This window comes from Mycolicibacterium tokaiense (genome assembly GCF_010725885.1).
GTDB classification, from domain to species: Bacteria; Actinomycetota; Actinomycetes; order Mycobacteriales; family Mycobacteriaceae; genus Mycobacterium; species Mycobacterium tokaiense.
Genome location: NZ_AP022600.1, coordinates 4,587,352 through 4,610,615, shown reverse-complemented (window position 1 = coordinate 4,610,615; position 23,264 = coordinate 4,587,352). Strand labels below are relative to the sequence as shown.

The following is a 23,264-nucleotide window of genomic DNA, read 5'->3' as shown; positions in this document are numbered from 1 at the left end:
ATGATCGGCGCATGCCGCGGCTATCCGTGATCAGCACCGGAGGCACCATCGCCACCAGCACCGACGCCGACGGGGTGAAACGGCCCACTCGCAGCGCGACCGACCTGGTCGCCGCCGCCGGTGTGGATGTCGAGACCGTGGAGCTGATGTCGGTCGACTCCTCCGCGCTGGGTCCGGCCGAATGGGACGTCATCGCCGACGCGGTGCGCGCCGCGGTGGCCGGCGGTGCCGACGCGGTGGTGATCACCCACGGCACCGACACCATGGAGGAGACGGCGCTGTGGCTGGAGCTCACCCATGACAGCCCGGCTCCGGTGATTCTGACCGGCGCTCAGCGCAGTGCCGATGCCCCCGATGCGGACGGTCCGGGCAATCTGCGTGACGCGCTGGCGGTGGCCGCCGCGGCGACGGTGCCGGGAGTCGCTGTCTGCTTTGCCGGAAACGTGTTGCAGCCGTTGGGCTTGCAGAAGGTGGCCACCACCGACCTGACCGGGTTCGCCGGGAGGCTGGTGGGCACGGTGACCGCGGGTGAGGTGGCACAGGTGGCCGCCAAGGAACGCCTGTACCTGGGCCGGCTGCGCGCCGCCGGGGCGCCGCGGGTGGACGTGGTGACGGTGTACGCCGGTGCCGACGCGACGGCGATGGAGGCGTTCGTGGCCGCGGGCGCGCGCGGGCTGGTGCTCGAGGCGCTGGGGTCGGGCAATGCCGGGCCCGCGGTGATCGACGGGGTGGCTCGGCTGTGCGCCGACGGTGTCACGGTGGTGGTGTCCACCCGGGTACCCGGCGGGCACGTCAGCCCCGGGTACGGACCCGGCCGCGCGCTGGTCGACGCCGGGGCGCTGGTGGCGTCGCGGCTGCGGCCACCGCAGGCCAGGGTGTTGCTGATGGCCGCGTTGGCGGCCGACTCACCGCCCGCCGAGATCATCTCCCGGTTCGGCTGAGGCCTCGATCTCGTCGACGTAGTCCGGCCAGTCCAGGCTGTCCACCGGATTGGCGCCCAGCACGTCGGCGCTGTCGACGGGGAACGTCCTGGCGAAGCCGGGACCCCCGGCCCGGGTCTCGAAGCGCACCGTCATGACGCCATGGCCGGCGCCCTGGATCCAGCCGTGCCCGAACTCGGGGTGGCGGACGTCATCGCCGATGCGCCGGGCGCCGATCGCGGGACCGGGCAGCGGCAGCCGCGACTCCCCCATGGTGATCTCCGCCGGCTCGCCCTGGTCGAGGTCGGGGAACAGGGATTCCTGCCGGACGTCGGAGAGGCCGGAGAATCCCACTCCGAGCAGCCGGACCGGGCCGATGTCGACGGGGTCCAGCAGCAGCTTGCGGGCGGTGGCGGTCAGCGTGGACGCCTCGGCCGTCGCGTACGGCAGCGTGGCCGAGCGGGTCAGCGTGCTCATGTCGGACTTCTTGAGCTTGACCGTGACGGTGCGGGCGCCGCGGCCGTCGCGCAGCAGCCGGCGGTGGGCGTGTTCGGCGATGGGGCCGGTGGCCTCCCGCAGCTGTTCGAGGGTGATCAGGTCGGCGGCGAAGGTCGATTCGGCGCTGATCTGTTTGGCCTCGGCGCGCTCGGCGACCGGGCGGTCGTCGATGCCGCGGGCCAGCCGGTGCAGGGCGGGCCCGACGGTGGCGCCGAGGATGCTGGCGGCCTCGGATTCCGCCAAAGCGGCGAACTGGCCCACGGTTTCGATGCCGAGGCGGTGCAATTTGTCCTCGGCCACCGGGCCAATGCCCCAGAGCTTGCGCACCGGGAGCCCGTCGAGCAGCAGCCGTTCCTCGGTGCGACGGACCACCCGGATGCCGTCGGGTTTGGCCAGCCCCGAGGCGATCTTGGCGATCTGCTTGCCCGACCCCGCACCCACCGAGGCCACCAGGCCGGTCTCCTCGCGTACCCGCGCGCGCAGCTGCTCGCAGAACGCGTCGACGGCAGCGGCGTCGGCGCCGGCCAGCTCGGCCGGCTCGCCGAACGCCTCGTCGAAGGACAGCTGTTCGAGCACCGGGACCACCGCGCGGATGGTCTGGAACACCCGTCGGCTGGCCACGCCGTAGACGACACCGCGTGGGGGCAGCACGACGGCGTGGGTACCGACCAGGCGGCGGGCCTGGTGCATGGGCATCGCCGAGCGCGCTCCGAACACCCGCGCCTCGTAACTGGCGCCGGCCACCACGCCGCGCCCGCCGAGCCCGCCGACCAGCACCGGGCGACCGCGCAGGGTGGGCCGGGTGAGCTGCTCGACCGAGGCGAAGAAGGCGTCCATGTCCAGGTGCAGGACCCACCTGTCGCTCACGAGGGCATCGTAGGCTTCAGCGCTGACAGATCTCCCGCACCACCGGGTAGATCGTGAGGTAGCGCTTGTAGAGCTCGTCGTACTGCTGGGCCACCGCGGGCTGCGGGGCGATGGACTGCACGGTGCGGGTCATGGCCGCCGCGGCGGTGCGCAGGTCGGGGTGGATGCCCGCGGCGCAGCTGGCCATCATCGCCGCGCCCAGCGCCGTGGTCTCGGTCTCGGCGCAGATGTCGACCTGGATTCCGGTGACGTCGGCGATGATCTGCGACCACAGCGGGCTGCGGGAGCCGCCGCCGGTGGCCAGGAACCGGCGCACGGGGACGCCGGTGTCGGCGATCACGCCCTCCACCTGCAGCCGCACCTCGAAGGCGGACCCCTCCAGGATCGAGCGGTAGAAGTGCGCGCCGGTGTGGATGCCGGACCAGCCGAGCACGGTGCCGCGGGCGTTGCCCTCCCAGTACGGCGTCTGCGAGCCGTTCCAATACGGGACTGTGAACAGGCCGTCGCTGCCCGGCGGCACCGACGCGGCACCGGCTTCCAGGTCCTGTTCGCGGGCCGCGCAGGACGGGTCGGCGCCCTGAGCCAGCAGGGCGGGCGCGAAGGTGTCGACGAACCAGGTGATGAGGTAGGCGCCCGAGAGCGTGAAGGCCTCCAGCAGGAACCCCTGTCCGGCGGCGTCGAGCACCGTGCGGTACTTGCGGGACCAGCGGTACTCCGGGGAGACGTAGCCGGCGACCAGGGCGGTGCCGACGTTGAGATACATGGTGTCGGCGTCGGAGACGCCGGTGCCCAGGGCGGCGCACTGGCCGTCGCCGGCCGCGGCGATCACCGGCGTGCCGGGAGTCAGGCCCAGCTGCTCGGCGACCGCGCCGTCGACCGCGCCGATGACGGTTCCGGGCGTGGCGATCTCGGGCAGCTGGTGGATCTCGACACCGGCAATCTCGCAGAGTGTCGGGGACCACTGCCGCGACGCCAGGTCCATCAGTCCCAGCGAGTCGCCGCTGGAGGCGCTGGTGATCCAGCGTCCGGTCAGCCGCCAGTGCAGGTAGGCCGCCACGTCGGCGACGCGGGTGGCCGAGCGCAGCATGGCGGGCTCGTGCTGGTTGAGCCAGGCCAGTTTGAAAATGGCCGGGGTGATGTCCGGGACGCGGCCGGAGATGCGGTGGGTCTCGTCGGAGCCGAACTCCTCGACCTGCGGGACGGACCGGTTGTCCGCCCACACGATCGCGGGGCGCAGCGGTTCACCCGCGGCGTCGACGCAGACGAACGTCTCGCGCTGGTGGGTCACCGTCATGGCGGCCACCCGGGTGCGGTCGACCCCGGCCATGGCCTGGGCGATCACGGCGCTGGTGGTGCGCCACCAGTCGTGCGCGTTCTGCTCGTGCCTGCCTTCGGGTGTCTTGGCCATCGTGAACGTGGCCCGGCCCGAACTCAGTGAGCGCCCGTCCGGCCCGAACACCACGGCCTTGGCACCGCTGGTCGAACAGTCGACGGCGAGCACCAGATCGCGTTCGGCCATCGGCGAGGTCCTCCTCGTGACACAGTGATCCATGCAACAGTGTTAGTTATAACATGCATTGTGTTAGATGCTTGCGCGGGACCGCGTGCCGCGGCCCGTTGTCTCTCGACGAAAGGCGCCACCGTGACCTCCGCACCCACCAACCTAGACTCGGCCCGCGCCGAGGTGGTGCAGTACGCCCAGCGACTGACCTCCGACGGCCTGGTCGTGGGCACCTCCGGCAACATCTCGCTGCGGGTGGACGACCTGATCGCGGTGACGCCGTCGGGGGTCGACTACGCCACCATGACGCCGGAGGACATCCCGGTGGTGCGCCTGGACGGCACCGTGGTGGCCGGTTCCCTCAAGCCCACCAGTGAGCTGCCGATGCACCTGCGCTGCTACGCCGACTCCGACGCCGCCGCCGTGGTACACACCCATTCGGCGGCGGCGACGGCACTGTCGCTGCTGCGCGACGAGGTGCCGCTGGTGCACTACCAGCTGGCCATGTTCGGTGGCCAGGTTCGGGTGGCGCCCTACTGCACGTACGGCACACCGGAATTGGCCGACGCGATGGCCGCCGCGCTGCGCGGGCGCAGTGCCACGATCCTAGCCAACCACGGCACCATCGCCTACTCCCACTCGCTGGGCCACGCCTTCGACAAGGTGAGCCAGCTGGAGTGGCTCTGCGACGTCTGGCTACGGGCCGCCGCCGTCGGCAGCCCCCGCGAGATCAGCCCCGCGGAGCTGGACCGGGTGGTGGAGAAGTTCGGCACCTACGGTCAGCCCCGGCCGGCGTGACACCACCCACATCCCGCCCTTGACTTGATATACATCACGGCTAGCATGTGATTTCTCACATCAAAATGTGAAGAACTCCAGCACGAAGGGGCGAGATGACATTTCGGAGAGTGCGGCCACGGATGCTGTCGGTACTGGCGGGAGCAGCGGTGCTGACCATGGGCGCGGTGACCGCCTGCGGCGCCGGCGACACCAGTGCCGACAGCGACCGCAAGACCATCGGCGTCACGGTCTATGACATGAGCTCGTTCATCACCGCGGGCCAGAGCGGCATGCAGACCTACGCCGACGCCAACGACATCGACCTGGTGTGGAAGTCGGCCGGCGGCGACGTGAGCACCCAGGCCGACCAGGTGGACCAGTACATCAGCCAGGGCGTCGACGCCATCATCATCGTTCCGGTGCAGGCGGATTCGCTGGGCCCGCAGATCACCTCGGCCAACAACGCGGGCGTCCCGGTGCTGGCCGTCAACGCCGCCCTGGCCGACAGCAGCGGCCTGGCGGCCACCGTCCTGCCCGACGACGTGGCTGCCGGCCGGCAGCAGATGCAGCAGATGGTCGATCACCTGGGCGGTCAGGGCAACATCGTGGTGCTGCAGACCAAGCTGGGCTCGTCGTACGAAATCGACCGCACCGCAGGCAATCAGGAGGTGCTGGCCGCCAATCCGGGGATCAACGTGCTGGCCATGGACACCGGCGACAACACCCGCGACATCGCGGTGAACAAGATGCGCAACTGGATCACCGCGTTCGGGCCCGAAATCGACGGCATCGTCGCCCAGAACGACGACATGGGACTGGGCGCGCTGCAGGCCATCAAGGAATCCGGGCTGGCCATCCCGATCGTGGGCATCGACGGCATCGAGGACGGTCTCAACGCCGTCAAGAGTGGCGACTTCATCGGCACCTCACTGCAGCACGGCACCGTCGAACTGGCCGGCGGCCTGGGCGTCGCCACACGGGTGGCCGACGGTGAGGACATGTCGCGCAAGTTCATCTACACCATGCCGCCGGTGGATTCGACCAACATCGACGAGGTGCTCGGCAACGTCGTCACCGACCGGCAGGCCCTGCTGGACCGGCTGCCCGAGGTGATCGACAAGAACATCGCCAGCGGCGACATGGCCAACGAGAACTAGAGTCGGGCTGTGAGCAGTCCGGGTCAGAACGGCAAGGCGGCGGCGCGGCAGGAAGAGCGCCACCGCGAGATCACCGATGCGGTGATGGCGGCGGGGTCCGTCGCCATCGAGGATCTGGCCCGGATGTTCGACGTCAGCGTCATGACCATTCATCGCGATCTGGACCGGCTCGAGGCCCAGAACGTCCTGCGCAAGGCGCGCGGGGTCGCCACGGCGCTGCCGTCTTCCACCGTGGAATCCAACGACGCCTACCGCCGCGGGCAGCAACGCGCCGAGAAGCGGGCCCTGGCGGCGACGGCGGCCGAATTCGTCCACCCGGGCGACACGATCATGCTGGACGACTCGACCACCGTGCTGCCCCTGCTGGACCTGCTGGGCGCCAAGGCCCCGCTGACGGTGGCCAGTAACAACCTCAGCGTCGTCAACGCCCTGGTGGACACCGAAGACGTCGAGGTGGTGCTGATCGGCGGCGAGTACAGGTCCTGGTGCAATTCCTTCATGGGCCAGATGACGCTGGACGCCATCGCCGCGCTGCACGCCGATGTGCTGATCATGTCCACCTCGGCGGTGACCGGCGCTGCGTGTTATCACCAACGGCAGGACACCATTTCGGTCAAGCGCGCCCTCATGGCGGCAGCCGAGACGCGGGTGCTGCTGGTGGACCACACCAAGTTCGAGCGCCGCGCCCTGTTCAAACTGTGCGCGCTGGCGGACTTCGACCATGTGGTGGTGGACTCCGCGATCCCGGAGGCCACGCTGGAGGCGCTGTGCCAGCACCACAGCAGCGTCACCGTCGCCCCGCCTCGGTGAGGACCGGGGCGCATGGCACAATAAGTTAAATCGAACATTTTTGATGTTATCTTTACGAGCCGCCTGAACAGGGAGAAACCATGCGCGCAGCCGTCTTCTACGGACCCGGCGACCTGCGGATCGAGGACGTCCCCAGCCGCGATCCCGGTGCCGGTGAGATCGTCGTCGAGGTGCACGCCGCCGCCACCTGCGGCACCGACCTCAAGGCCTACCGCCGCGGCCACCACAAGCTGTTCAAGAGCTTCCCCGCCCCCTTCGGCCACGAATTCGCCGGTGTGGTGACGCGCGTGGGTGCCGGGGTGGCGGATTTTGAACCCGGCATGCGGGTGGTGGCTGCCAACACCGCGCCCTGCGGCGGATGCTGGGCGTGCAAGGCCGGGCGGCTGAGCCTGTGCGAGAACCTGGAGTTCCTCAACGGCGCCTTCGCCCAGGAGGTGGTGATCCCCGCGGCCATCGTGCGGCGCAACACCTACCAGATCGCCGACACCACATCGTTCGCCTCCGTCGCCCCGCTGGAGCCGCTGGCCACCGTGGTGCACGGAATGTACGTCAGTGGAATCGAACTCGGGGACGTGGTGGCCGTCAACGGCGCCGGGCCCATCGGCCAGATGTTCATCCGGCTGGCCACCCTGCGCGGCGCGCACGTCATCGCTGTGGACCAGTCCCCCTTCCGCCTCGAGGCCGCGAAGAAGATGGGCGCCAAGGAGATCATCGACATCTCCGAGCATCCGGGTGTCGACGAGGTGGCCGCCGCGGTGCGCGCGCTCACCCCGTACGGCAAGGGCTCCGATGTGGCCATCGAGGCCGTCGGACTGCCGCAGGTCTGGGAGCAGACCGCCAAGTGCCTGCGCCCGGGCGGCAAGGCCGTGATGTTCGGCGGCCCGCCGGTGGGCGCGCACTTCTCGCTGAACGCCAACGACATGCACTACTTCGAGTACACCGTCACCGGCGTCTTCCACCACGAACCGCTGTACGTCGAGCGCGCCCTGCGGCTGATCGAAACCGGGCAACTCAACGGTGAGGACCTGATCACCGAGGTGCGACCGCTGGATCAGCTGATCGAGAGCCTCGAGGACATGGCCAAGGGCGTGGGCAGCAAGTACCTGATCGACCCCCGGCTGAACTGAGTAACCTGACCGGCGTGAGCATCACCGAGGTCCCCATCACCGGCGTCATCCGGCTCGGTCAGTTCCTGCAGGCCGCAGGGCTGATCGATTCGGGTGCCGATGCCAAGGCGGTGATCGCCGACGGGCTGGTGCAGGTCAACGACGAGGTCGAGACGCGCCGCGGCCGCCAGCTGCACCCCGGTGACGTGGTGAGCTATGCGGGCCGCGGCGCGCGCGTGACCGACGGCTGAGGTCAGGCCTTGGCGATCGCGACGCTCACGCCGTCGCCGATCTCGGCGGCCTCGGGGTGCGCGCCGAACTCGAAGGACGTCGCCAGGATCTCTCCGGCGATCAGATCGGCGTGGGTGCGCGCCCAGTCCAGCTTGTCCTCGGGCACCTCGATGACCACCCGGATGCGATCCGAGACCTCCAGGCCGCTGGACTTGCGCAGATCCTGCAGTTCGCGGATGCGGTCCTTGGCCCAGCCCTCGGCTTCGAGTTCCGGGGTGACGGTGCCGTCCAGCACCACCAGCCCGGCGCCGTCGGGCAGCGCCGCGGTGAACTCGGGATCGGCGGCCACCAGCTTGGAGCTGTATTCCTCGGGCAGCAGCGTGGCCGGCCCCGCGGTCAGCGTGCCATCCGAATTGACCACGCCTGCACCCGATTTCACCGCCTTGATGGCTGCCTGCACGTCCTTGCCGATGCGGGGGCCCGCGACGCGCGCATTGACGGCCAACTCGAAGCGGCCGTAGGCGGCAATGTCGTCGGTGAGCTCGACGGCCTTGACGTTCAGCTCGTCGGCGATCAGGTCGGCGAACGGCGCCAGCTGATCCGGATCCTGCACGGCCACAGTCAATTTCGGCAGCGGCAGGCGCACCCGCAGCTTCTTGGCCTTGCGCAGCGAGGAGCCCACCGAGGCCACCTGACGCACCTGGTCCATCGCGGCCACCAGGTCGGGGTCACGCGGCAGGATGTCATCATCGGGCCAGTCGGTCAGATGCACCGAACGCCCACCTGTGAGTCCGCGCCAGATCACCTCGGTGGCCATGGGCAGCAGCGGTGCCGCCAGCCGGGAGGTCACCTCCAGCACGGTGTGCAGGGTGTCGATGGCGTCGGCGTCCTCTTCCCAGAACCGGCTGCGAGAGCGTCGTACGTACCAGTTGGTCAGGGCCTCGGTGAACTGCCGCAGCTGCTCACACGCCCCCGAGATGTCACAGGTGTCCAGCGCCGGGGTCAGACTCATCCGCAGTTCGGCCAGCTTGGCCAGGATGTAGCGATCCAGCACGTGCGTCGAATCCGTGCGCCAGGTACCGACTTTCGGGGCGTACAACGTCAGGAAGCTGTAGGCGTTCCACAGCGGCAGCAGCACCTGGCGCACCCCGTCGCGGATGCCCTGCTCGGTGACCACCAGGTTGCCGCCGCGCAGGATCGGCGAGGCCATCAGGAACCACCGCATGGCATCGGAGCCGTCGCGGTCGAACACCTCGGAGACGTCGGGATAGTTGCGCAGCGACTTGCTCATCTTCTGCCCGTCGTTGCCCAGCACGATGCCGTGGCTGACGCAGGTCTTGAACGCCGGCTTGTCGAACAGCGCGGTGGACAGCACGTGCAGGGTGTAGAACCAGCCGCGGGTCTGGCCGATGTACTCGACGATGAAATCGCCGGGGAAATGGGCGTCCTGGGATTGATCCCCGTCGAACCACGCCTGGTTCTCGAACGGGTAGTGCACCTGCGCGTACGGCATGGACCCGGAGTCGAACCACACGTCGAGCACGTCCTCGATGCGGCGCATGGTCGATTTCCCGGTCGGGTCGTCGGGGTTGGGCCGGGTCAGCTCGTCGATGAAGGGCCGGTGCAGGTTGTCCGGGCGCACCCCGAAGTCGCGCTCGAGCTCGTCGAGGCTGCCGTAGACGTCGATGCGCGGATACGCCGGGTCGTCGGACTTCCACACCGGAATCGGCGTGCCCCAGTACCTGTTTCGCGAGATCGACCAGTCCCGGGCGCCTTGCAGCCACTTGCCGAACTGGCCGTCCTTGACGTGCTCGGGATACCAGGTGATTTGCTGGTTCAGCTCGACCATGCGGTCGCGGAACTCGGTGACCTTGACGAACCACGACGACACCGCGCGGTAGATCAGCGGATTGCGGCACCGCCAGCAGTGCGGGTAGGAGTGCTCGTAGGTCTCGTGACGCACCAGCACTGCACCGTTGGCGGCCGCGGCACCGGTGCCGTTCTTGAGGTCGCGGATGATGTTCGGGTTCGCCTCGAACACGTGCTGACCCTGGTAGTCCGGCACGGTGACGTCGAACCGACCCTTCGAGTCGACCGGGGTGACGGGGATGATCCCGACGGTGTCGGTGGTGGCCTTGTCGTCCTCGCCGTAGGCCGGTGCCATGTGCACGATACCGGTGCCGTCCTCGGTGGTGACGAAGTCGCCGCGCAGCACCTGGAAAGCGTTGTGCGCCTTGTCGGTATCGACGAAATACGGGAACGGCGGCAGATACCGGGTGCCGAGCAGCTGCCCACCGGTGACGGTGGCCAGCACAGCCGGCTCCTCCCCCAGTTCGCGGGCATAGGCACCCAGGCGGGCCTCCGCCAGCACGCAGCGCTTGCCGTCGGGGCCTTCGACCTGGACGTAGGCGACCTCGGGGTTGACGGCCACGGCCTGATTCGACGGCAGGGTCCAGGGTGTGGTTGTCCACACCAGGTAGTACGAGCCGGCCAGCGGACCGTCCACGGCCTGGAAGCCCACGGTGATGGCCGGGTCCTGGCGGCTCTGGTAGACGTCGTCGTCCATGCGCAGTTCGTGGCTGGACAGCGGGGTCTCGTCGTTCCAGCAGTACGGCAGCACCCGCACGCCCTCGTAGGCCAGACCCTTGTCCCAGAGCTGTTTGAACGCCCAGATGACCGATTCCATGAAGCTGGGGTCCAGCGTCTTGTAGTCGTTGTCGAAGTCCACCCAGCGGGCCTGGCGGGTGACGTAGCTGCGCCACTCGTCGGTGTACTTGAGCACCGAGGCGCGGCAGGCATCGTTGAACTTCTCGATGCCCATCTCGTCGATCTGGGCTTTGTCGGTGATGCCGAGCTGGCGCTGCACCTCGAGCTCGGCGGGCAGCCCGTGGGTGTCCCAGCCGAACCGCCGCTCGACCTTGTAGCCACGCATGGTGCGGTAGCGGGGAACGATGTCCTTGACGTAGCCGGTCAGCAGGTGCCCGTAGTGCGGCAGACCGTTGGCGAACGGCGGGCCGTCGTAGAAGACGTACTCCGGGGCGCCGTCGCGACCGGCGATGCTGGCGCGGAAGGTGTCGTCGGCGGCCCAGTAGGCCAGCACGTCGGCCTCGAGCGCCGGAAAGCTGGGGGTGCCACTGGCCGGCTTGGGGTAGGCCTGGTGTTCAGTCACTGCGTCTCCTGCGTCCTGCGTGCCGTCTCGGGCACGGGGACGACGACGCGCATGGGCGCGAGCGCCGCGGTACCACCCCGCTTGCACACGCACAGGGCGTGGCCGCTCATTGCGGGCTGTGACGGGCCCACCCGTTCGGTTCTACTGAGCCGCAGTATTTCCCGGCCGTTCTTCCGAAGGCTCCCCGGTGATGGCCGGATCGACGCCGCTGGTGCTTCGGGTGTGGAGTCTACGCCGGGGGTGCAAATCGCCGGATGGTCAGCTGTGCAGCGGCGCCGCGGCCTCAGAAGTGAGTTCGATGAGCGACAGGGCGAACTGCTCGGCGAGTTCCTCCACGGTGTAGCTGTTGAACCGGCGCGAGTCGTACCACCAGTCCAACTGCACCAGCTCGTCACGCCGCGAAGCGCACAGCTGCAGGGCCCGGGTCTCGGTGATCTCCACCGGTGCGGTACCGGCGGGCGAGAGCGCCACCTCGGCACCCGTGAGCGAGGCCGCGGCCTGCACCCCGCTGAGGCCGAGCACGCTCTCGGCCTCCAGCAGCATCTCGTTGGCGTTGGTGTCCCGGGCCGAGGCGCAACGCAGTGCCACCGTGGCGCCGGCAAACTTCCCGTCGGCGATGTCGACGGCGATGTGTCCGGCACCCAGAGTGCGTTCGACGGCACGGCCGAGGGTGGCGAGCAGCAATGCATCAGGAGCGACGCCGAGGCTTTCGATGGCGCCGTCGAATTCCGCGCTGAGGATCTCGCTCAGCGGTGCGGACAGCGGGACGATGTCGTTGAGGCCGGGTGCACCGGCAACGAGGTGATCGGTTACGCGGGCAATCTGCCCGGGTTGCCACGCGATGGAGGGTGCGACCATGTGGCCAACCGTACACGGATGTCCCAGAAATGGGAGACCCATCCCGAAAGTGTGACGGCTATGTCAATAAAACGAGTGTTGTCTAATTAGTGGTTGCTGGTGCCCATTCCCGGGATTGGCGTCTATGGTTGTATTCGTGCCACGTACCGACGAGAACGGCAGACAGCTCAAAGCGCTGCTCGACTATCTCCTGGACGGGGATGTCGAAGCCAAGCACATCTATGACGCCCTGGGTGTGTCGAGCTCCACCTATTACCGGCGACTCAAAGAGCCCGACTACCCGAACGCCGAGGAGCTGCGCCTGGTCGCAGATCGTTTTGATCTGAATTACCCGGACCTCCAGATACGGTTCGGGCTGATGACCCGGGACGAGGTCTGGCGCTACATCGAGTCGTCGCCGCTGATGGTCCAGACGGCCCCCGAAGCAGGCACAACTGCCACCGTCACCGCCGCCGCTCCCACAGCCACCGGCATTCGCCACCGGCTGCCGCGGTTGTCGGAATTGTCGCCGCGCCGAGACGCCCCACCGCTCTAGCGTTACAATTTGCTGACCGGAATTCAGCTAGAAGGCGTCAGGTAATGGCACTGGCCACTCTCATCGTCATCACCATCGCGTGCATCGCGTGGAGCCTGTGGATCCGCCGCGTCACCTGGTCGTGCCGATGGGAAGTTGCCGCCACCCTCAACGTCGCGCTGCAGGGTCTGGCCATCCTGCTCATGACGCCGCTGGCGTCCGAGACCCTCGGCCACTGGCTACACGCCCTGACGGGCAAGTGGAATCTCGAAGATTACATCGGTCATGACGCCTACATCGTGGCCGCTTCAGCGATCGTCTACAACGCGCTGGGCCGCCTGCACGACGACCAGTCGATGCACAAGGTTTTCAAGCAACACATCGAGCGCCCGGCAACCTTGTGCATCCCGGTGCTGCTCGTACTGTTCACCCTCGGCAACGGGGCCGCCATCTACCGGCCCGACTTCTTCCTGGTGCCCACCGATTTCTGGCTCAGCGCGTACTGGCTGGTGCTCTGCGGCATGCTCATCTACCTCTTGGGCTACGGCGGGCGGGCCCTGCTGATCCTGCGCAAGGACCCCCGCTCCCGGATGATGGCCGACGTGTATCTGGTGGCCACCGCCAGCGGCATCATCGCGTGCGCGGTGCGAATCTTGACCGCCTACTGGCCCGCCTTTGCCGCCTGGGAAGAGGGCAAGGCGGTGTGGCTGTTCGCCTGCACCTGCGGCGCCGTGTTCGCTGTGGCCGCGGCGCACTCCTGGCGCATCAAGACCAAATGGTTCAGCCGCCTCTCGCGCTGATCTGACACCGCCGTCAACTCCACACCCGCCGTGGGTGATTCGCGTCTCAGCGCGGTAGCCCCGACCCCAGCGTGCGGCGGCGTGCGGGATCGCCCTCTCGCACATCGACGGCAGCGGTGGCCCTATGCTCGGGGGATGTCGACACGATTGCCAGCCGGTCACTGCGAGGCGCCGCGTTCATGACCGCGTCATCGATTCCCGCGATCCTCCGGGAACGTGCGAGTTTGCAGCCGACCGACACCGCATTTGTCTTCATGGATTACGACCAGGACTGGGACGGCGTCGAGCGCACCCTGACCTGGGCCGAGCTCTACCGGCGCACGCTGAACATGGCCGAGGAACTGAGCACCCACGCCGCCGCCGGTGATCGCGCGGTGATCGTCGCGCCTCAGGGGCTGGACTACCTCGTCGCCTTCCTGGGCGCGCTGCAGGCCGGGGTGATCGCCGTCCCGTTGTCGATGCCGTTCGCCGGCCAGCACGACGAGCGGGTGAGCGCGGTCCTGGCTGACTCCGCACCCACCGCCATCCTGACCACCGCGGCGCTGACCGAGGTCCTGTCCGAGTACCTCACCCCCGACAGTTCGGGCCGCACCCCGACGGTCCTCGCCGTCGACCAGCTGGATCTGGAGTCCCGGCGCAAGTCCACCCTGCGCAACCTGGTGCGCCCCGACGTCGCCTACCTGCAGTACACCTCGGGGTCCACCCGCACCCCGGCCGGGGTCATGGTCACCCACGACAACCTGGCGGTGAACTTCGAGCAGCAGGTCAACGCCTACTTCTCCGACCACGGCGGGGTGGCCCCGATGGGCACCACCGTGGTGTCCTGGCTGCCCTTCTATCACGACATGGGTCTGCTGCTGGGCGTCGTGGCCCCGATCATGGGCGGCTGGAAAACGGTGTTCACCACCCCGTTGGGCTTCCTGGCGCGGCCGGCCCGCTGGATGCAGCTGCTGGCCACCCACCCCGGCGCGCTGACCGCGGGCCCCAACTTCGCGTTCGAATTGGCCGCCGGGCGCACCTCGGACGCCGACCTCGAGGGCATGGACCTGGGCGCCGTGCTGACCATCATCAGTGGCAGCGAAAGGGTGCACGACGCGACGCTGAAACGTTTCGCGGCCCGCTTCGCCCGGTTCAACCTCAAGCCGGAGACGCTGCGACCGTCCTACGGCCTGGCCGAGGCCGTCCTCTACGTGGCCACCGACGGACCGAACAAGCCGCCCACCGTCGTGTCGTTCGAGCCCGAGTCGCTCTCGGCGGGGCAACCGCGCGTCAGCACCGACGACGGCGGCACCCCGCTGGTCGGGTACGGCAGGCCGACGTCGCCGACCGTGCGCATCGTGGACCCGGACACCGCCACCGAATGCCCGGAGGGAACAGTCGGTGAGATCTGGGTGCGCGGCGACAACGTGTGTGTCGGCTACTGGCACAAGCCCGAGCTGTCGGAGTCCGTCTTCGGCGCCGTCATCAATCAGCCGTCGGAGGGCACCGACGCCGGGCCCTGGCTGCGCACCGGAGACCTCGGCTTCCTGGCCGACGGCGAGCTGTTCATCGTCGGGCGCATCAAGGACCTGCTGATCGTGCGAGGGGTCAACCACTACCCCGACGACATCGAGGCCACCATCACCGAGATCAGCAACGGCCGTTCCGCGGCGATCTCGGTGGACAAGGACCGGGCCGAGCAACTCGTGGTCATCGTCGAGGTGAAGACCAACCAGAACGGTGACGAGAACCTGCGCGAAAAGCTGACGTCCCTCAAAGGCCGGCTCACCGCTGCCATCTCCCAGGCGCATGCCCTCAGCCCGGCGGACATCGTCCTGGTGGGCCGCGGCGCCCTGCCCATCACCACCAGCGGCAAGATCCGCCGCGCCAGCTGCGCGCAGCTCTACGAGGCCGACAAGTTCGAGCGTCTCGACGTGGCCAACGGCGTACCCGCGGGGGCCTGACCCGTCTCAGCGCTCGAACAGGAAACGACCGACGCCGTGTTTGCGGATCAGGTAGGCCACTGAATCGCGTTCCTGTTTGCCGCGACTGGTGCCGCGAACGTCGATGTAGTGGTGCACCACCGCGATCACGGGGTCGAACTGGCGCTTGACGCCCAGTTTCTCCAACCGGATCCCGAGGTCCTGGGCCTCGTGATAGCGCACCTTGGTGTCGTAGCCGCCCACCGCGGCGAACACCCCGGCATTGATCAGCATGTTGCCCTCGTGCAGCCAATAGGCCGGGCGCGCAACCGGAGTGGCGAAGACGTCCGGCCAGTACCGCTGGCCGGGCACGCCGACCCGGCGGATGGCCCGCACCAGCCGCGGCCGGTGGCGGATCCGGTCCAGCATCGGCGGCGCCGAGGCCAGCACGGTCTTGAGGGAGAATACCGGACCGAAGTTGAAGGGCTCCTGGCTGCCGTCGGCACGGCTGACCAGGCCGCCGACGGCCCCGACGCCGTCGGCGGCATACCGGGTGAACACGTCGCGGGCCACCGCGCCGATGTTGTCGGTGGCCAGATCCATGTCGGCGTCGATGAAATGGATGAGGTCACCGTCGGCCACGTGGTTGAGCACCTGGTTGCGGTTGGCGCCGGCGCCTTGGTTCACCGGGCTGCGCACCATCTCGACCGCGCCGGAGAAGCCCGCCACCACGTCGACACTGTGGTCGGTGGACGCGTCGTCGAGGACCAGGACGCGGTCATATCCCTGACCCAGCACCTGCGGCAGCAACCGCTGCAGCGACTCCCCCATGTTGTAGTTGGGGATCGCCGCGACAACGGATGTCGGCTCGGACAGGCTGATCAAGAGTCCCCCAGACAGTGGGCGTGGCGGCTGGCGGTAACCACCGTAGCGTCACGCCGAGCCCCGACCGCACCTCGCGAAGCCCGGGGTGACAGGCTTCACGTGGCGGTTGAACGGACCACCTGCGCCTGTATCGTTGACCCGTGATCGAGCTCAGTGGTGTCGGAAAGACATTCGGGGCTATGCGTGCTCTGCACGACATCACCTTCGCCGTGCCCACCGGATCGGTGTGTGCGCTGCTGGGTCACAACGGCGCCGGCAAAACAACCACCGTCAACATCCTCTCCACGTTGCTGCGGCCCTCCACCGGTCACGCCTTGGTGGGCGGCCACGACGTGGTGCGCGACGCCGACAAGGTGCGGGCGGCCATCTCGGTGACCGGCCAGGACGCCTCGGTGGATCTGCTGCTCACCGGCCGCGAGAACCTCATTCTGTTCTCCCGCCTGCGCGGGCTCAGCCGGCGCGACGCGCGCAAACGCGCCGACGAGATGATCGAGCGCTTCGACCTCGCCAAGGCCGCCGACCGACAGGTGATGACCTACTCCGGCGGTATGCGGCGCCGCATCGACATCGCCGCGTCGCTGGTGGTGACCCCGCAGGTGCTGTTCCTCGACGAGCCCACCACCGGCCTGGACCCGCGCAGCAGGCGCGACGTCTGGTCGCTGGTCTCCGAGCTGCGCGACCAGGGTGTCACGGTGCTGCTGACCACCCAATACCTGGAGGAAGCCGACGTCCTCAGTGACTCGATCATCATCCTCAACGGTGGCGAGATCATCGCCAGCGGAACCGCCGAGCAGCTGAAGCGGCATCTGGGTTTCGCCTACTGCCAGGTCACCCCCGTGAGCCCGGACGATCTGTCCGCGGTGGCCACGGCGCTGGCCGACTACGAGGGCCTCGAGATCGACACGGACCTGAACACGGTGTCGCTGCCCGCGGCGAACGGGGTCGCCACCCTCGGCGAGGTGTTCCGCCGCATCGAGGGTCTCGGCGTCGAACTGCTCGACATCTCGCTGCGTAAACCGTCGCTCGACGAGGTGTTCCTGCATCTCACGGAGCGTCCAGTCACGGCATGAGCGCACTGGTCACCCTGACCGAACGAGTTTTCCGCGGCACCCTGCGCGACTTCGATCTGGTCCTCGCCGTCGTGGTTCCCGTCGCCACATTCGTCGGGTTCACGTTGGTGCTGCGCGACGTGATCAACACCGGCTCGATGCCGTACGCGCAATACGTGTTGCCGACGATCATCATGCAGACCCTGCTCTTCGGGGCGCTGACCGCCGCTGACCGCGCCGCCCGGGACGCCTCCCACGGGTTCGGACGCCGGATGCTGACCATGCCGATGCACACTCTGGTGCCGCTGGCCGCCCGGATGCTGTACTGCCTGATCCGCTCGGCCGTCGTGGTGGTGGCCTCCATCGCCATCGCCTACCCCTTCGGCTTCCGGCTGGCCGGCGGTGTCGGTTACGCCGTCGCCTTCGTGCTGGTGATCGGTGTGCTGACGCTGGCGCTGTCCCTCGGTGCCGACGCGATCGGCACCCGCATCAAACGCATCGACGCGTCCAGCCAGCTGTTGCTGATCCCGATCCTGGGCCTGGTGCTGCTGTCCACCGGCATGGCGCCGGCCAGTGCGTTCCCCGACTGGGTGGAGCCGTTCGTGCGGATGCAGCCGGTGTCGGTGATCACCGGGACGCTGCGGGGCTTCACCGACGGTTCGGTGTCGTCGAGCAGCCTTGCCGGGACGCTGGCGTGGTGCTTCGGCCTGCTGCTCGTCTTCGGCGTGATCGCCGCCCGGTCCCAGAGGCGGGCGGAATGACCGAGTATCCGACGAGCAAGCTGTCGTTGCCGGCTGAGAGCGTCATCTTTGCGGGCCGGTTGCTGCGCGGCTGGCGCCGCTATCCGGCCGTCCCCATCCAGGGCCTGTTGTTCCCGACGGCGCTGCTGGTCTTCTACCACCTGCTGGCGGGCGAATCGATGGTCGCCATCAACGGCACCGACAACCTGGAACGTCTGGTGCCGATGTGTGCGCTCGCCGGCGGGATGTTCGGCGCCATCAGCAGCGCGCTGTCCCTGCAGATCGAACGCGGGTCCGGGCTGCTGCGGCGGTTCTGGACCCAGCCGGTGCACCGGATGAGCGCGATCCTGGGCCGGCTGCTGGCCGAGGCGCTGCGGACGTTCCTGGGCGTGCTGATCATCACCGCGGTCGGAGTGGCGCTGGGCCTGCGGTTCAGCGGCAACCTGCTGGGCCTCATCCCCTACCTGCTGTTGCCGGTGCTCGTGGTGCTGACGTTCTCGGTGATGGTGACCGCGCTGTCGCTGCGGGCCACGGGCAACGCCCTGTTCATGTGGCTGGGCACCAGTGCGGTGGGTCTTACGTTCTGCAGCCCCGGCATCGCTCCGGTGGAGTCGTTCCCCGGCTGGCTGCAGCCGATCGTGGCCTACCAGCCCATGGCGCCCGTCATCGAGAGCATGCGGGCGCTGTCGGAGGGCGAGCCGGCGCTGGGCACGATCGTGATCGCCGCGGCGTGGATCGTGGGCCTGGCCCTGATCTTCTGCCCGCTGGTGATGCGCCAGTACCGCCTGACCGCCGAAACCGCGCCCTGACCCTCAGCGCACCTCGGCGCCGTAGTTGCGGGGCGGTTCGAAGGTGTCGCGTTTGCGTTTGGCCTCGAGATATCCGAACTGGAACACCGTGTCGATGCTGATCCGGGCCAGCTCCTCGGTGACGGTGGGCCACCGGATGGCCTTGCGCCGGGCGATCTCGCCTTTGACCGCTTCCACCAGTGAGTCCTTGCGGTACACCGCGGGCGACTGGTCCCCGAACGCCCACTTGAGGTAGGCGGTGCTGCGACCGTAGCGGCGGTATTGGCTGGCCAGATCACGCATCGACGTGCGCGGCTCCCACTCCATCAGCACCCGGTGGTCGACGGCCATCTCCCCCAGCTGCTGTTCCTGGATGCGCCAGCAGATGTCCACATCGCCCCCACCGCGCATCACCCGGAAGCCGTTGACGGCCTCGAACGCGGGGCGCGCGATGCCGAGGTTGCAGGTCGGGAAATACGGCGGCCGCCCGGGGATGTCGACCCGCCCGCGCAGGCTGAACGGTTGCTGCAGCTCGGCCACCCGGGCGGCCAGCGACGGCCCGGTGCGGGTCCGCACATCGGTGCACGACAGCGCCACGCCGTCGCGCGACTGCATCTCGCGGTGCGCGTCGAGCAGGCCGGGTAGCGGGCGGCATCGGCCGTCGATGAACAACAGGATGTCCGCCGTCGACCGCCGGGCCGCCGTCTGCCGGGCGAAATAGGGTCCGTGGCTCGCGGTCAGCGTGATCACGTTCAGGCCCAGGCCGGCGGCCACCTCCGCGGTGTCGTCGGTGGACGCGTCGTTGATCACCGTGATGACGTCACCCTCGTGGCGCTGCTCGAGCAGCGGCCGGGCCAGCTCCGGAATCTGGCCGGCCAGATTGCGCACCGGGATGATCACCTCGATGGACTTCTCGGTCATTCACATCCTCTGTATCGGCACACCAGGTCCCCCCCGGGGTGCTCACCTGCGCCACCGCCCGAACCAGCGCCGCTTCGTCGGGGCGTCGGTGTCGGCAGGGCTGTTTGTGATCTCGTCGGTTTCCTCGCTGACCTCAACCTCGGCAGCTTCGGCCTCGGGCTCCTCCGCCTCGGCATCATCCGTCTCGAGCTGCGGCTCGTCGGTCTCCTCGCTGACCTCAACCTCGGCAGCTTCGACCTCGGGCTCCTCCGCCTCGGCCTCGTCGGCCTCCGGCTCGACCTCGTCGGCCTCCGATTCGACCTCGTCGGCCTCCTCGGTCTCCGGCTCGTCGGCCGCCGGCTCCGGCTCGACCTCGTCGGCCTCAGCCTCGACCTCAGACTCCGGCTCCTCGGCCTCGGTCTCGAGGTCGAGCTCATCGTCGTCGTCCCGCGGCTCGTCGACGTGAGCGGCCAGCTCCTCGGTATCCAGCTGATCGGTATCCACCGCTGAGTAGGCCCGGTGCAGAGACGCGGTGTCGATGTCCAGATCCAGGCACAGCTGATCGGTGTCCGAGGAGAAGTCGAGGTCCAGCGGATCGGTGGTCGCGTCGTGGAACACCCCGTCCGGGATGCGGTCGGTGTCCTCGTCGCCTGCCCCCGCCGCCGGTTTCGACGGCAGGTAAAGCGTGCCGACCGACTTCGACGGCCACCAGTTGCGGTCGCCCACCAGCACCGCCATCGCGGGCACCGTGACGGTGCGCACGATGAAGGTGTCGAGCAGCAGGCCCACCCCGATGACGAAGCCCATCTGCACCACGGTGCTCAGGCTGCTGACCGTCAGGCTCAGCATCGACACCGCGAAGATGATGCCCGCCGAGGTGATGACGCCACCGGTGGCGCCGACGGTGCGCACCACCGCCGCCTTCATGGTGTGGCCGTGGCGGACCTCATCGCGTATTCGGTGGATCAACAGCAGGTTGTAGTCGGCACCCACGGCCACCAGCACCAGGAAGGCCGTTCCCGGCACACTCCAGTGCAGGGGCTGGTCCAGCAGGAACTGGAAGAACAGCACCCCGATGCCGACCGCCGAGACGAACGACAGCACCACCGACGCCACCAGGTACAGCGGCGCGATGACCGCCCGCAGGATGATCGCCAGGATCAGGAAGACGACCACCAGCGTGACGAAGATGATGAACTTGATGTCGCCGTTGTAGTAGGTCCGCAGATTGTCGTTGACGACGGTGAACCCCACCATCGAGATGGTGGCGTCCTGCAGTGTGGTGTTGGGGCGGGCGTCCTCGGCGGTCTTGACGATCAGCTGCAGCTGATCCATCGCCTCGACGCTGAAGGGGTCCAGGGCGGTCTGCACCAGGTAGCGCGCGGTGTGGCCGTCGGGTGAGATGAACAGCTCGGCGGCCTTCTTGAACTCCTCCTGGGTGAGCATCTCCGGGGGGATGTAGAAGCCGGACATCGGCGGGTCGGCGGCGTCGCGCTTCATCGCCATCAGGAAGCTCGACGCCTGGTCCAGCCCGGAGCCGATGTTGCGGGTCTGATCGACCAGCAGCTGCACACCTTCGGCCAGCTGCCGGCTGGAATCTGCCAGCGTGTTGGCGCCTTCCATGGCGGTGTTCAGCCGGCTCGAGACCCCGCCGGATTCGCCGAGACCCAGGTCGCGGGCGGCGGTGGTGAGTTCGGTGAGGGTGCGGCTCAGTCCGCCGACGGTCTGGTCCAGTGTCTGGTTCGGATCGGTGGACACCAGGAGGTCGCCCAGCTCGGCGATCTTGTCCAGCGCCGGGTCGCCGCGCAGGTTGGCCAGCTTCTGCAGGTCAGCGCGGGAGGCGACGCATTCCGGGTCGGCCGAACAGGTCGGGCTGCTGTTCAGCGGCCCGAGCACAGGGGCCGCCCAGCCGCCGACATCGCCGAGCCGCACCCGGTCGAAGCCCAGGGCCTTGCCCAGCGAACGCATGTTGGACACCAGGCTGGCGGTCTTGTCGATCTCGTTGAGGGTCTTGGTGCCGCCGTACTTGTCGGCCATGTCGTCCAGCGCCGAGGCCAGCCCCCGGACACTGCCGACGGCGTTGACAACAGTGCGGCGGATCTCATCGAGAGCGTCGGCCAGCCGGTCGGCGCCGCTGGTGAGCGCCGTGAGGTTGTCGTTGTTGTCGTCGATGAGGGTGGCGGCGTCGCCGAGGCGGGTGCCCACCTCGCCGGCCTGCCAGGTGGCCTTGCCCTGTTCGATCATCTCGCCGGTGGGCCGGGTGATGCCGCGCACCGCGTCGATGCCGGGGAGATCGGCGATGCGCTGCGCCATCATCTCCATGTCTGCGAGCGCTTCTGGGGAGCGCAGATCCCCCGGCGACTGGATCAGCAGGAATTGCTGAGCGGTGCTGCTGGTGGTGAAGTGCTTGTTCATCGCCTCGTAGGCGAGGTTGCTGTCGATGTCGTCCGGCAGGTTCTTGCGGTCGTCATAGTTGTATTCGATCAGCGCCATGCAGGCGGCCAACGCCAACAGGACGCTCAGGCTGCCGGCCAGCGCGATGCGGGGACGGCGGACGATCTCAGCCCCGGAGCGACGCCAGATCCGGCCGGTGAGGTCCTTGCGGGGTTTGAGCCAGTTGCGCCGGCCGGCCAGCACCATGAGGGCGGGCAGCATGGTGACCGCGCCGAAGAACCCGACCAGGATCGTGACCGCCAGCGGCGGCCCGACGGTGGAGAACACCCCCAGGTCGGTGAACGCCATCCCCATGAACGCCGCGGCCACCGTGAAGGCGGAACCGGCGATCACCTGGCCGATGGACGTCAGCGCCGTCTCCATGGCCTCGTCCGAGGTGACGCCGGAACGCATCACCTCCTGGTAGCGGCTCAGTAGGAAGATGGCGTAGTCGGTGCCGGCGCCGAGCATCATCGCCGTCATCAGCAGCAGCGTCTGCGGGCCGACGCCCAGCCCCACCAGACCGAGGCCCGCCACCACCTGCTGCGCCACCACCAGCGCGGCGCCGATCGTCAACAGCGGCAGCATCATCGCCACGAAGCTGCGGTAGACCAGGACCAGGATGGTGAACACCAGGATGCCGGTGGTGGTCTCGATGACGATCTGGTCCCGGACACCGATCTTGTTGACGTCATCCAGGGTGGCGGCGGCGCCGACGATGTTCGGGGTGAGGGTGGAGCCGTCGGTCACTTCTTTGACGATGTCGAGGGCGGCGTTGTAGGACCGTTGCCCCGGCCCGGAGGCCATCACACCGGTCAGGCTCACTGGCAGGTTGTAAGCCTTGTTGTCCTCACTGGTCATCACCGTGCGCAGCTCGGGGATGGACACGAAGTCCTGCGTGTTCATCACGTGGTCGGTGTCGGCGCGCAGCTTCTGCACCAACTCGCGGTAGGTCGCTTCGTCCTGCGGCGTGAGCCCGTCTTCGTTGATCAGGACGATCACGACGCTGTTGGCGGCCGCGGGTTCGGAGAACGCCTCGTTCATCACGTCCGTCGAGGCGTACACCGGCGCTTCCTCCGGCAGGAATTCCGGGGGGTTCTTGGCCGCCACCACAGCAAGCGACGGCAGCGAGAGCAGCAGTACGATTCCGGCGATCACCCACGTGGCGATCACCCACAGCGGGTGGCGAACCACCACGCGGGACAGCAATGGAAACCCGCCCCCCGACAACGCACCGCGGGTGAAGGCGCGTTTGAACATCCCAAACAGGTTACACGGTGAACCGGTCCGCAAAGTGCCCCAAAAGCCACCACGCAGCGGGTTTGCAGCACGGACACAGACCCGTGCTTAGATCGGC

At 68.3% G+C, this 23,264-nt stretch carries 19 protein-coding genes; 12 read left to right on the top strand and 7 right to left on the bottom strand.

Translation table 11 applies throughout. From position 1 onward, the window contains the following. Window positions 1-11: 11 nt before the first annotated feature. A complete protein-coding gene (locus G6N58_RS22450) occupies window positions 12-941 on the top strand; it encodes an asparaginase (RefSeq protein ID WP_115277235.1) in 930 nt (309 codons plus the stop codon). Here the strand turns inward: G6N58_RS22450 and G6N58_RS22445 are convergent. Further along, window positions 906-2,285, bottom strand: a complete 1,380-nt coding sequence (locus tag G6N58_RS22445; RefSeq protein WP_115277236.1) for a DNA polymerase IV — start codon at window positions 2,283-2,285, stop codon at window positions 906-908. The genes G6N58_RS22450 and G6N58_RS22445 overlap by 36 nt on opposite strands. 16 nt (window positions 2,286-2,301) lie before the next feature. After that, on the bottom strand, window positions 2,302-3,804 hold the full coding sequence (locus tag G6N58_RS22440) for an FGGY-family carbohydrate kinase (RefSeq protein WP_163908326.1): 1,503 nt from the start codon (window positions 3,802-3,804) through the stop codon (window positions 2,302-2,304). Between the two features lie 123 nt (window positions 3,805-3,927). On the opposite strand from G6N58_RS22440, the gene G6N58_RS22435 reads away from it, so the two are divergent. From G6N58_RS22435 to G6N58_RS22415, 5 genes are all read left to right on the top strand, one after another. Continuing rightward, window positions 3,928-4,584, top strand: coding sequence for a class II aldolase/adducin family protein (locus tag G6N58_RS22435; protein ID WP_172544950.1), 657 nt, complete (start codon window positions 3,928-3,930; stop codon window positions 4,582-4,584). Between the two features lie 95 nt (window positions 4,585-4,679). Then, the gene (locus tag G6N58_RS22430) at window positions 4,680-5,723 is read left to right on the top strand and encodes a substrate-binding domain-containing protein (RefSeq protein ID WP_163908324.1); all 1,044 of its coding nucleotides are present in this window, start codon (window positions 4,680-4,682) and stop codon (window positions 5,721-5,723) included. Between the two features lie 9 nt (window positions 5,724-5,732). Next, the gene (locus G6N58_RS22425; protein ID WP_068916752.1) at window positions 5,733-6,533 is read left to right on the top strand and encodes a DeoR/GlpR family DNA-binding transcription regulator; all 801 of its coding nucleotides are present in this window, start codon (window positions 5,733-5,735) and stop codon (window positions 6,531-6,533) included. A gap of 80 nt (window positions 6,534-6,613) precedes the next feature. Further along, a complete protein-coding gene (locus tag G6N58_RS22420; protein WP_068916751.1) occupies window positions 6,614-7,660 on the top strand; it encodes a zinc-dependent alcohol dehydrogenase in 1,047 nt (348 codons plus the stop codon). A 14-nt stretch (window positions 7,661-7,674) separates the two neighbouring features. After that, complete coding sequence (locus tag G6N58_RS22415) at window positions 7,675-7,890, top strand: RNA-binding S4 domain-containing protein (RefSeq protein WP_068916750.1); 216 nt, start codon at window positions 7,675-7,677, stop codon at window positions 7,888-7,890. 2 nt (window positions 7,891-7,892) lie between these two features. On the opposite strand, the gene ileS is transcribed toward G6N58_RS22415, so the two are convergent. Beyond that, window positions 7,893-11,039, bottom strand: a complete 3,147-nt coding sequence (gene ileS, locus G6N58_RS22410) for an isoleucine--tRNA ligase (protein ID WP_115277239.1) — start codon at window positions 11,037-11,039, stop codon at window positions 7,893-7,895. A 258-nt stretch (window positions 11,040-11,297) separates the two neighbouring features. Further along, complete coding sequence (locus tag G6N58_RS22405) at window positions 11,298-11,897, bottom strand: hypothetical protein (protein WP_068916748.1); 600 nt, start codon at window positions 11,895-11,897, stop codon at window positions 11,298-11,300. A 136-nt stretch (window positions 11,898-12,033) separates the two neighbouring features. Here G6N58_RS22405 and G6N58_RS22400 point away from each other — a divergent pair, with 136 nt between their 5' ends. The 3 genes from G6N58_RS22400 to G6N58_RS22390 all read left to right on the top strand — a co-directional run bounded on the left by G6N58_RS22400 (window position 12,034) and on the right by G6N58_RS22390 (window position 15,154). Then, the gene (locus G6N58_RS22400) at window positions 12,034-12,432 is read left to right on the top strand and encodes a DNA-binding protein (protein ID WP_068916747.1); all 399 of its coding nucleotides are present in this window, start codon (window positions 12,034-12,036) and stop codon (window positions 12,430-12,432) included. Between the two features lie 44 nt (window positions 12,433-12,476). Then, window positions 12,477-13,211, top strand: a complete 735-nt coding sequence (locus tag G6N58_RS22395; protein WP_068916746.1) for a hypothetical protein — start codon at window positions 12,477-12,479, stop codon at window positions 13,209-13,211. 179 nt (window positions 13,212-13,390) lie between these two features. Beyond that, a complete protein-coding gene (locus G6N58_RS22390) occupies window positions 13,391-15,154 on the top strand; it encodes an AMP-binding protein (RefSeq protein ID WP_115277241.1) in 1,764 nt (587 codons plus the stop codon). A gap of 6 nt (window positions 15,155-15,160) precedes the next feature. Here G6N58_RS22390 and G6N58_RS22385 read toward each other — a convergent pair whose 3' ends face one another. Continuing rightward, window positions 15,161-15,997 (bottom strand): glycosyltransferase family 2 protein, encoded by an 837-nt coding sequence (locus tag G6N58_RS22385; protein WP_232067958.1) that lies wholly within the window; start codon window positions 15,995-15,997, stop codon window positions 15,161-15,163. Between the two features lie 140 nt (window positions 15,998-16,137). On the opposite strand from G6N58_RS22385, the gene G6N58_RS22380 reads away from it, so the two are divergent. From G6N58_RS22380 to G6N58_RS30875, 3 genes are read left to right on the top strand one after another with little or no spacing between them, the layout of a single operon-like run. Further along, window positions 16,138-17,067, top strand: coding sequence for a daunorubicin/doxorubicin resistance ABC transporter ATP-binding protein DrrA (locus tag G6N58_RS22380; RefSeq protein ID WP_068916744.1), 930 nt, complete (start codon window positions 16,138-16,140; stop codon window positions 17,065-17,067). Beyond that, on the top strand, window positions 17,064-17,807 hold the full coding sequence (locus tag G6N58_RS30880; RefSeq protein WP_170314357.1) for an ABC transporter permease: 744 nt from the start codon (window positions 17,064-17,066) through the stop codon (window positions 17,805-17,807). The genes G6N58_RS22380 and G6N58_RS30880 overlap by 4 nt, the downstream gene beginning before the upstream one ends. After that, complete coding sequence (locus G6N58_RS30875; protein ID WP_170314356.1) at window positions 17,804-18,595, top strand: ABC transporter permease; 792 nt, start codon at window positions 17,804-17,806, stop codon at window positions 18,593-18,595. Before G6N58_RS30880 ends, G6N58_RS30875 begins: the two co-directional genes overlap by 4 nt. A gap of 3 nt (window positions 18,596-18,598) precedes the next feature. On the opposite strand, the gene G6N58_RS22370 is transcribed toward G6N58_RS30875, so the two are convergent. After that, window positions 18,599-19,495 (bottom strand): glycosyltransferase family 2 protein, encoded by an 897-nt coding sequence (locus G6N58_RS22370; RefSeq protein WP_115277242.1) that lies wholly within the window; start codon window positions 19,493-19,495, stop codon window positions 18,599-18,601. A 42-nt stretch (window positions 19,496-19,537) separates the two neighbouring features. Then, complete coding sequence (locus G6N58_RS22365; RefSeq protein ID WP_178057578.1) at window positions 19,538-23,167, bottom strand: MMPL/RND family transporter; 3,630 nt, start codon at window positions 23,165-23,167, stop codon at window positions 19,538-19,540. Window positions 23,168-23,264: the final 97 nt, after the last annotated feature.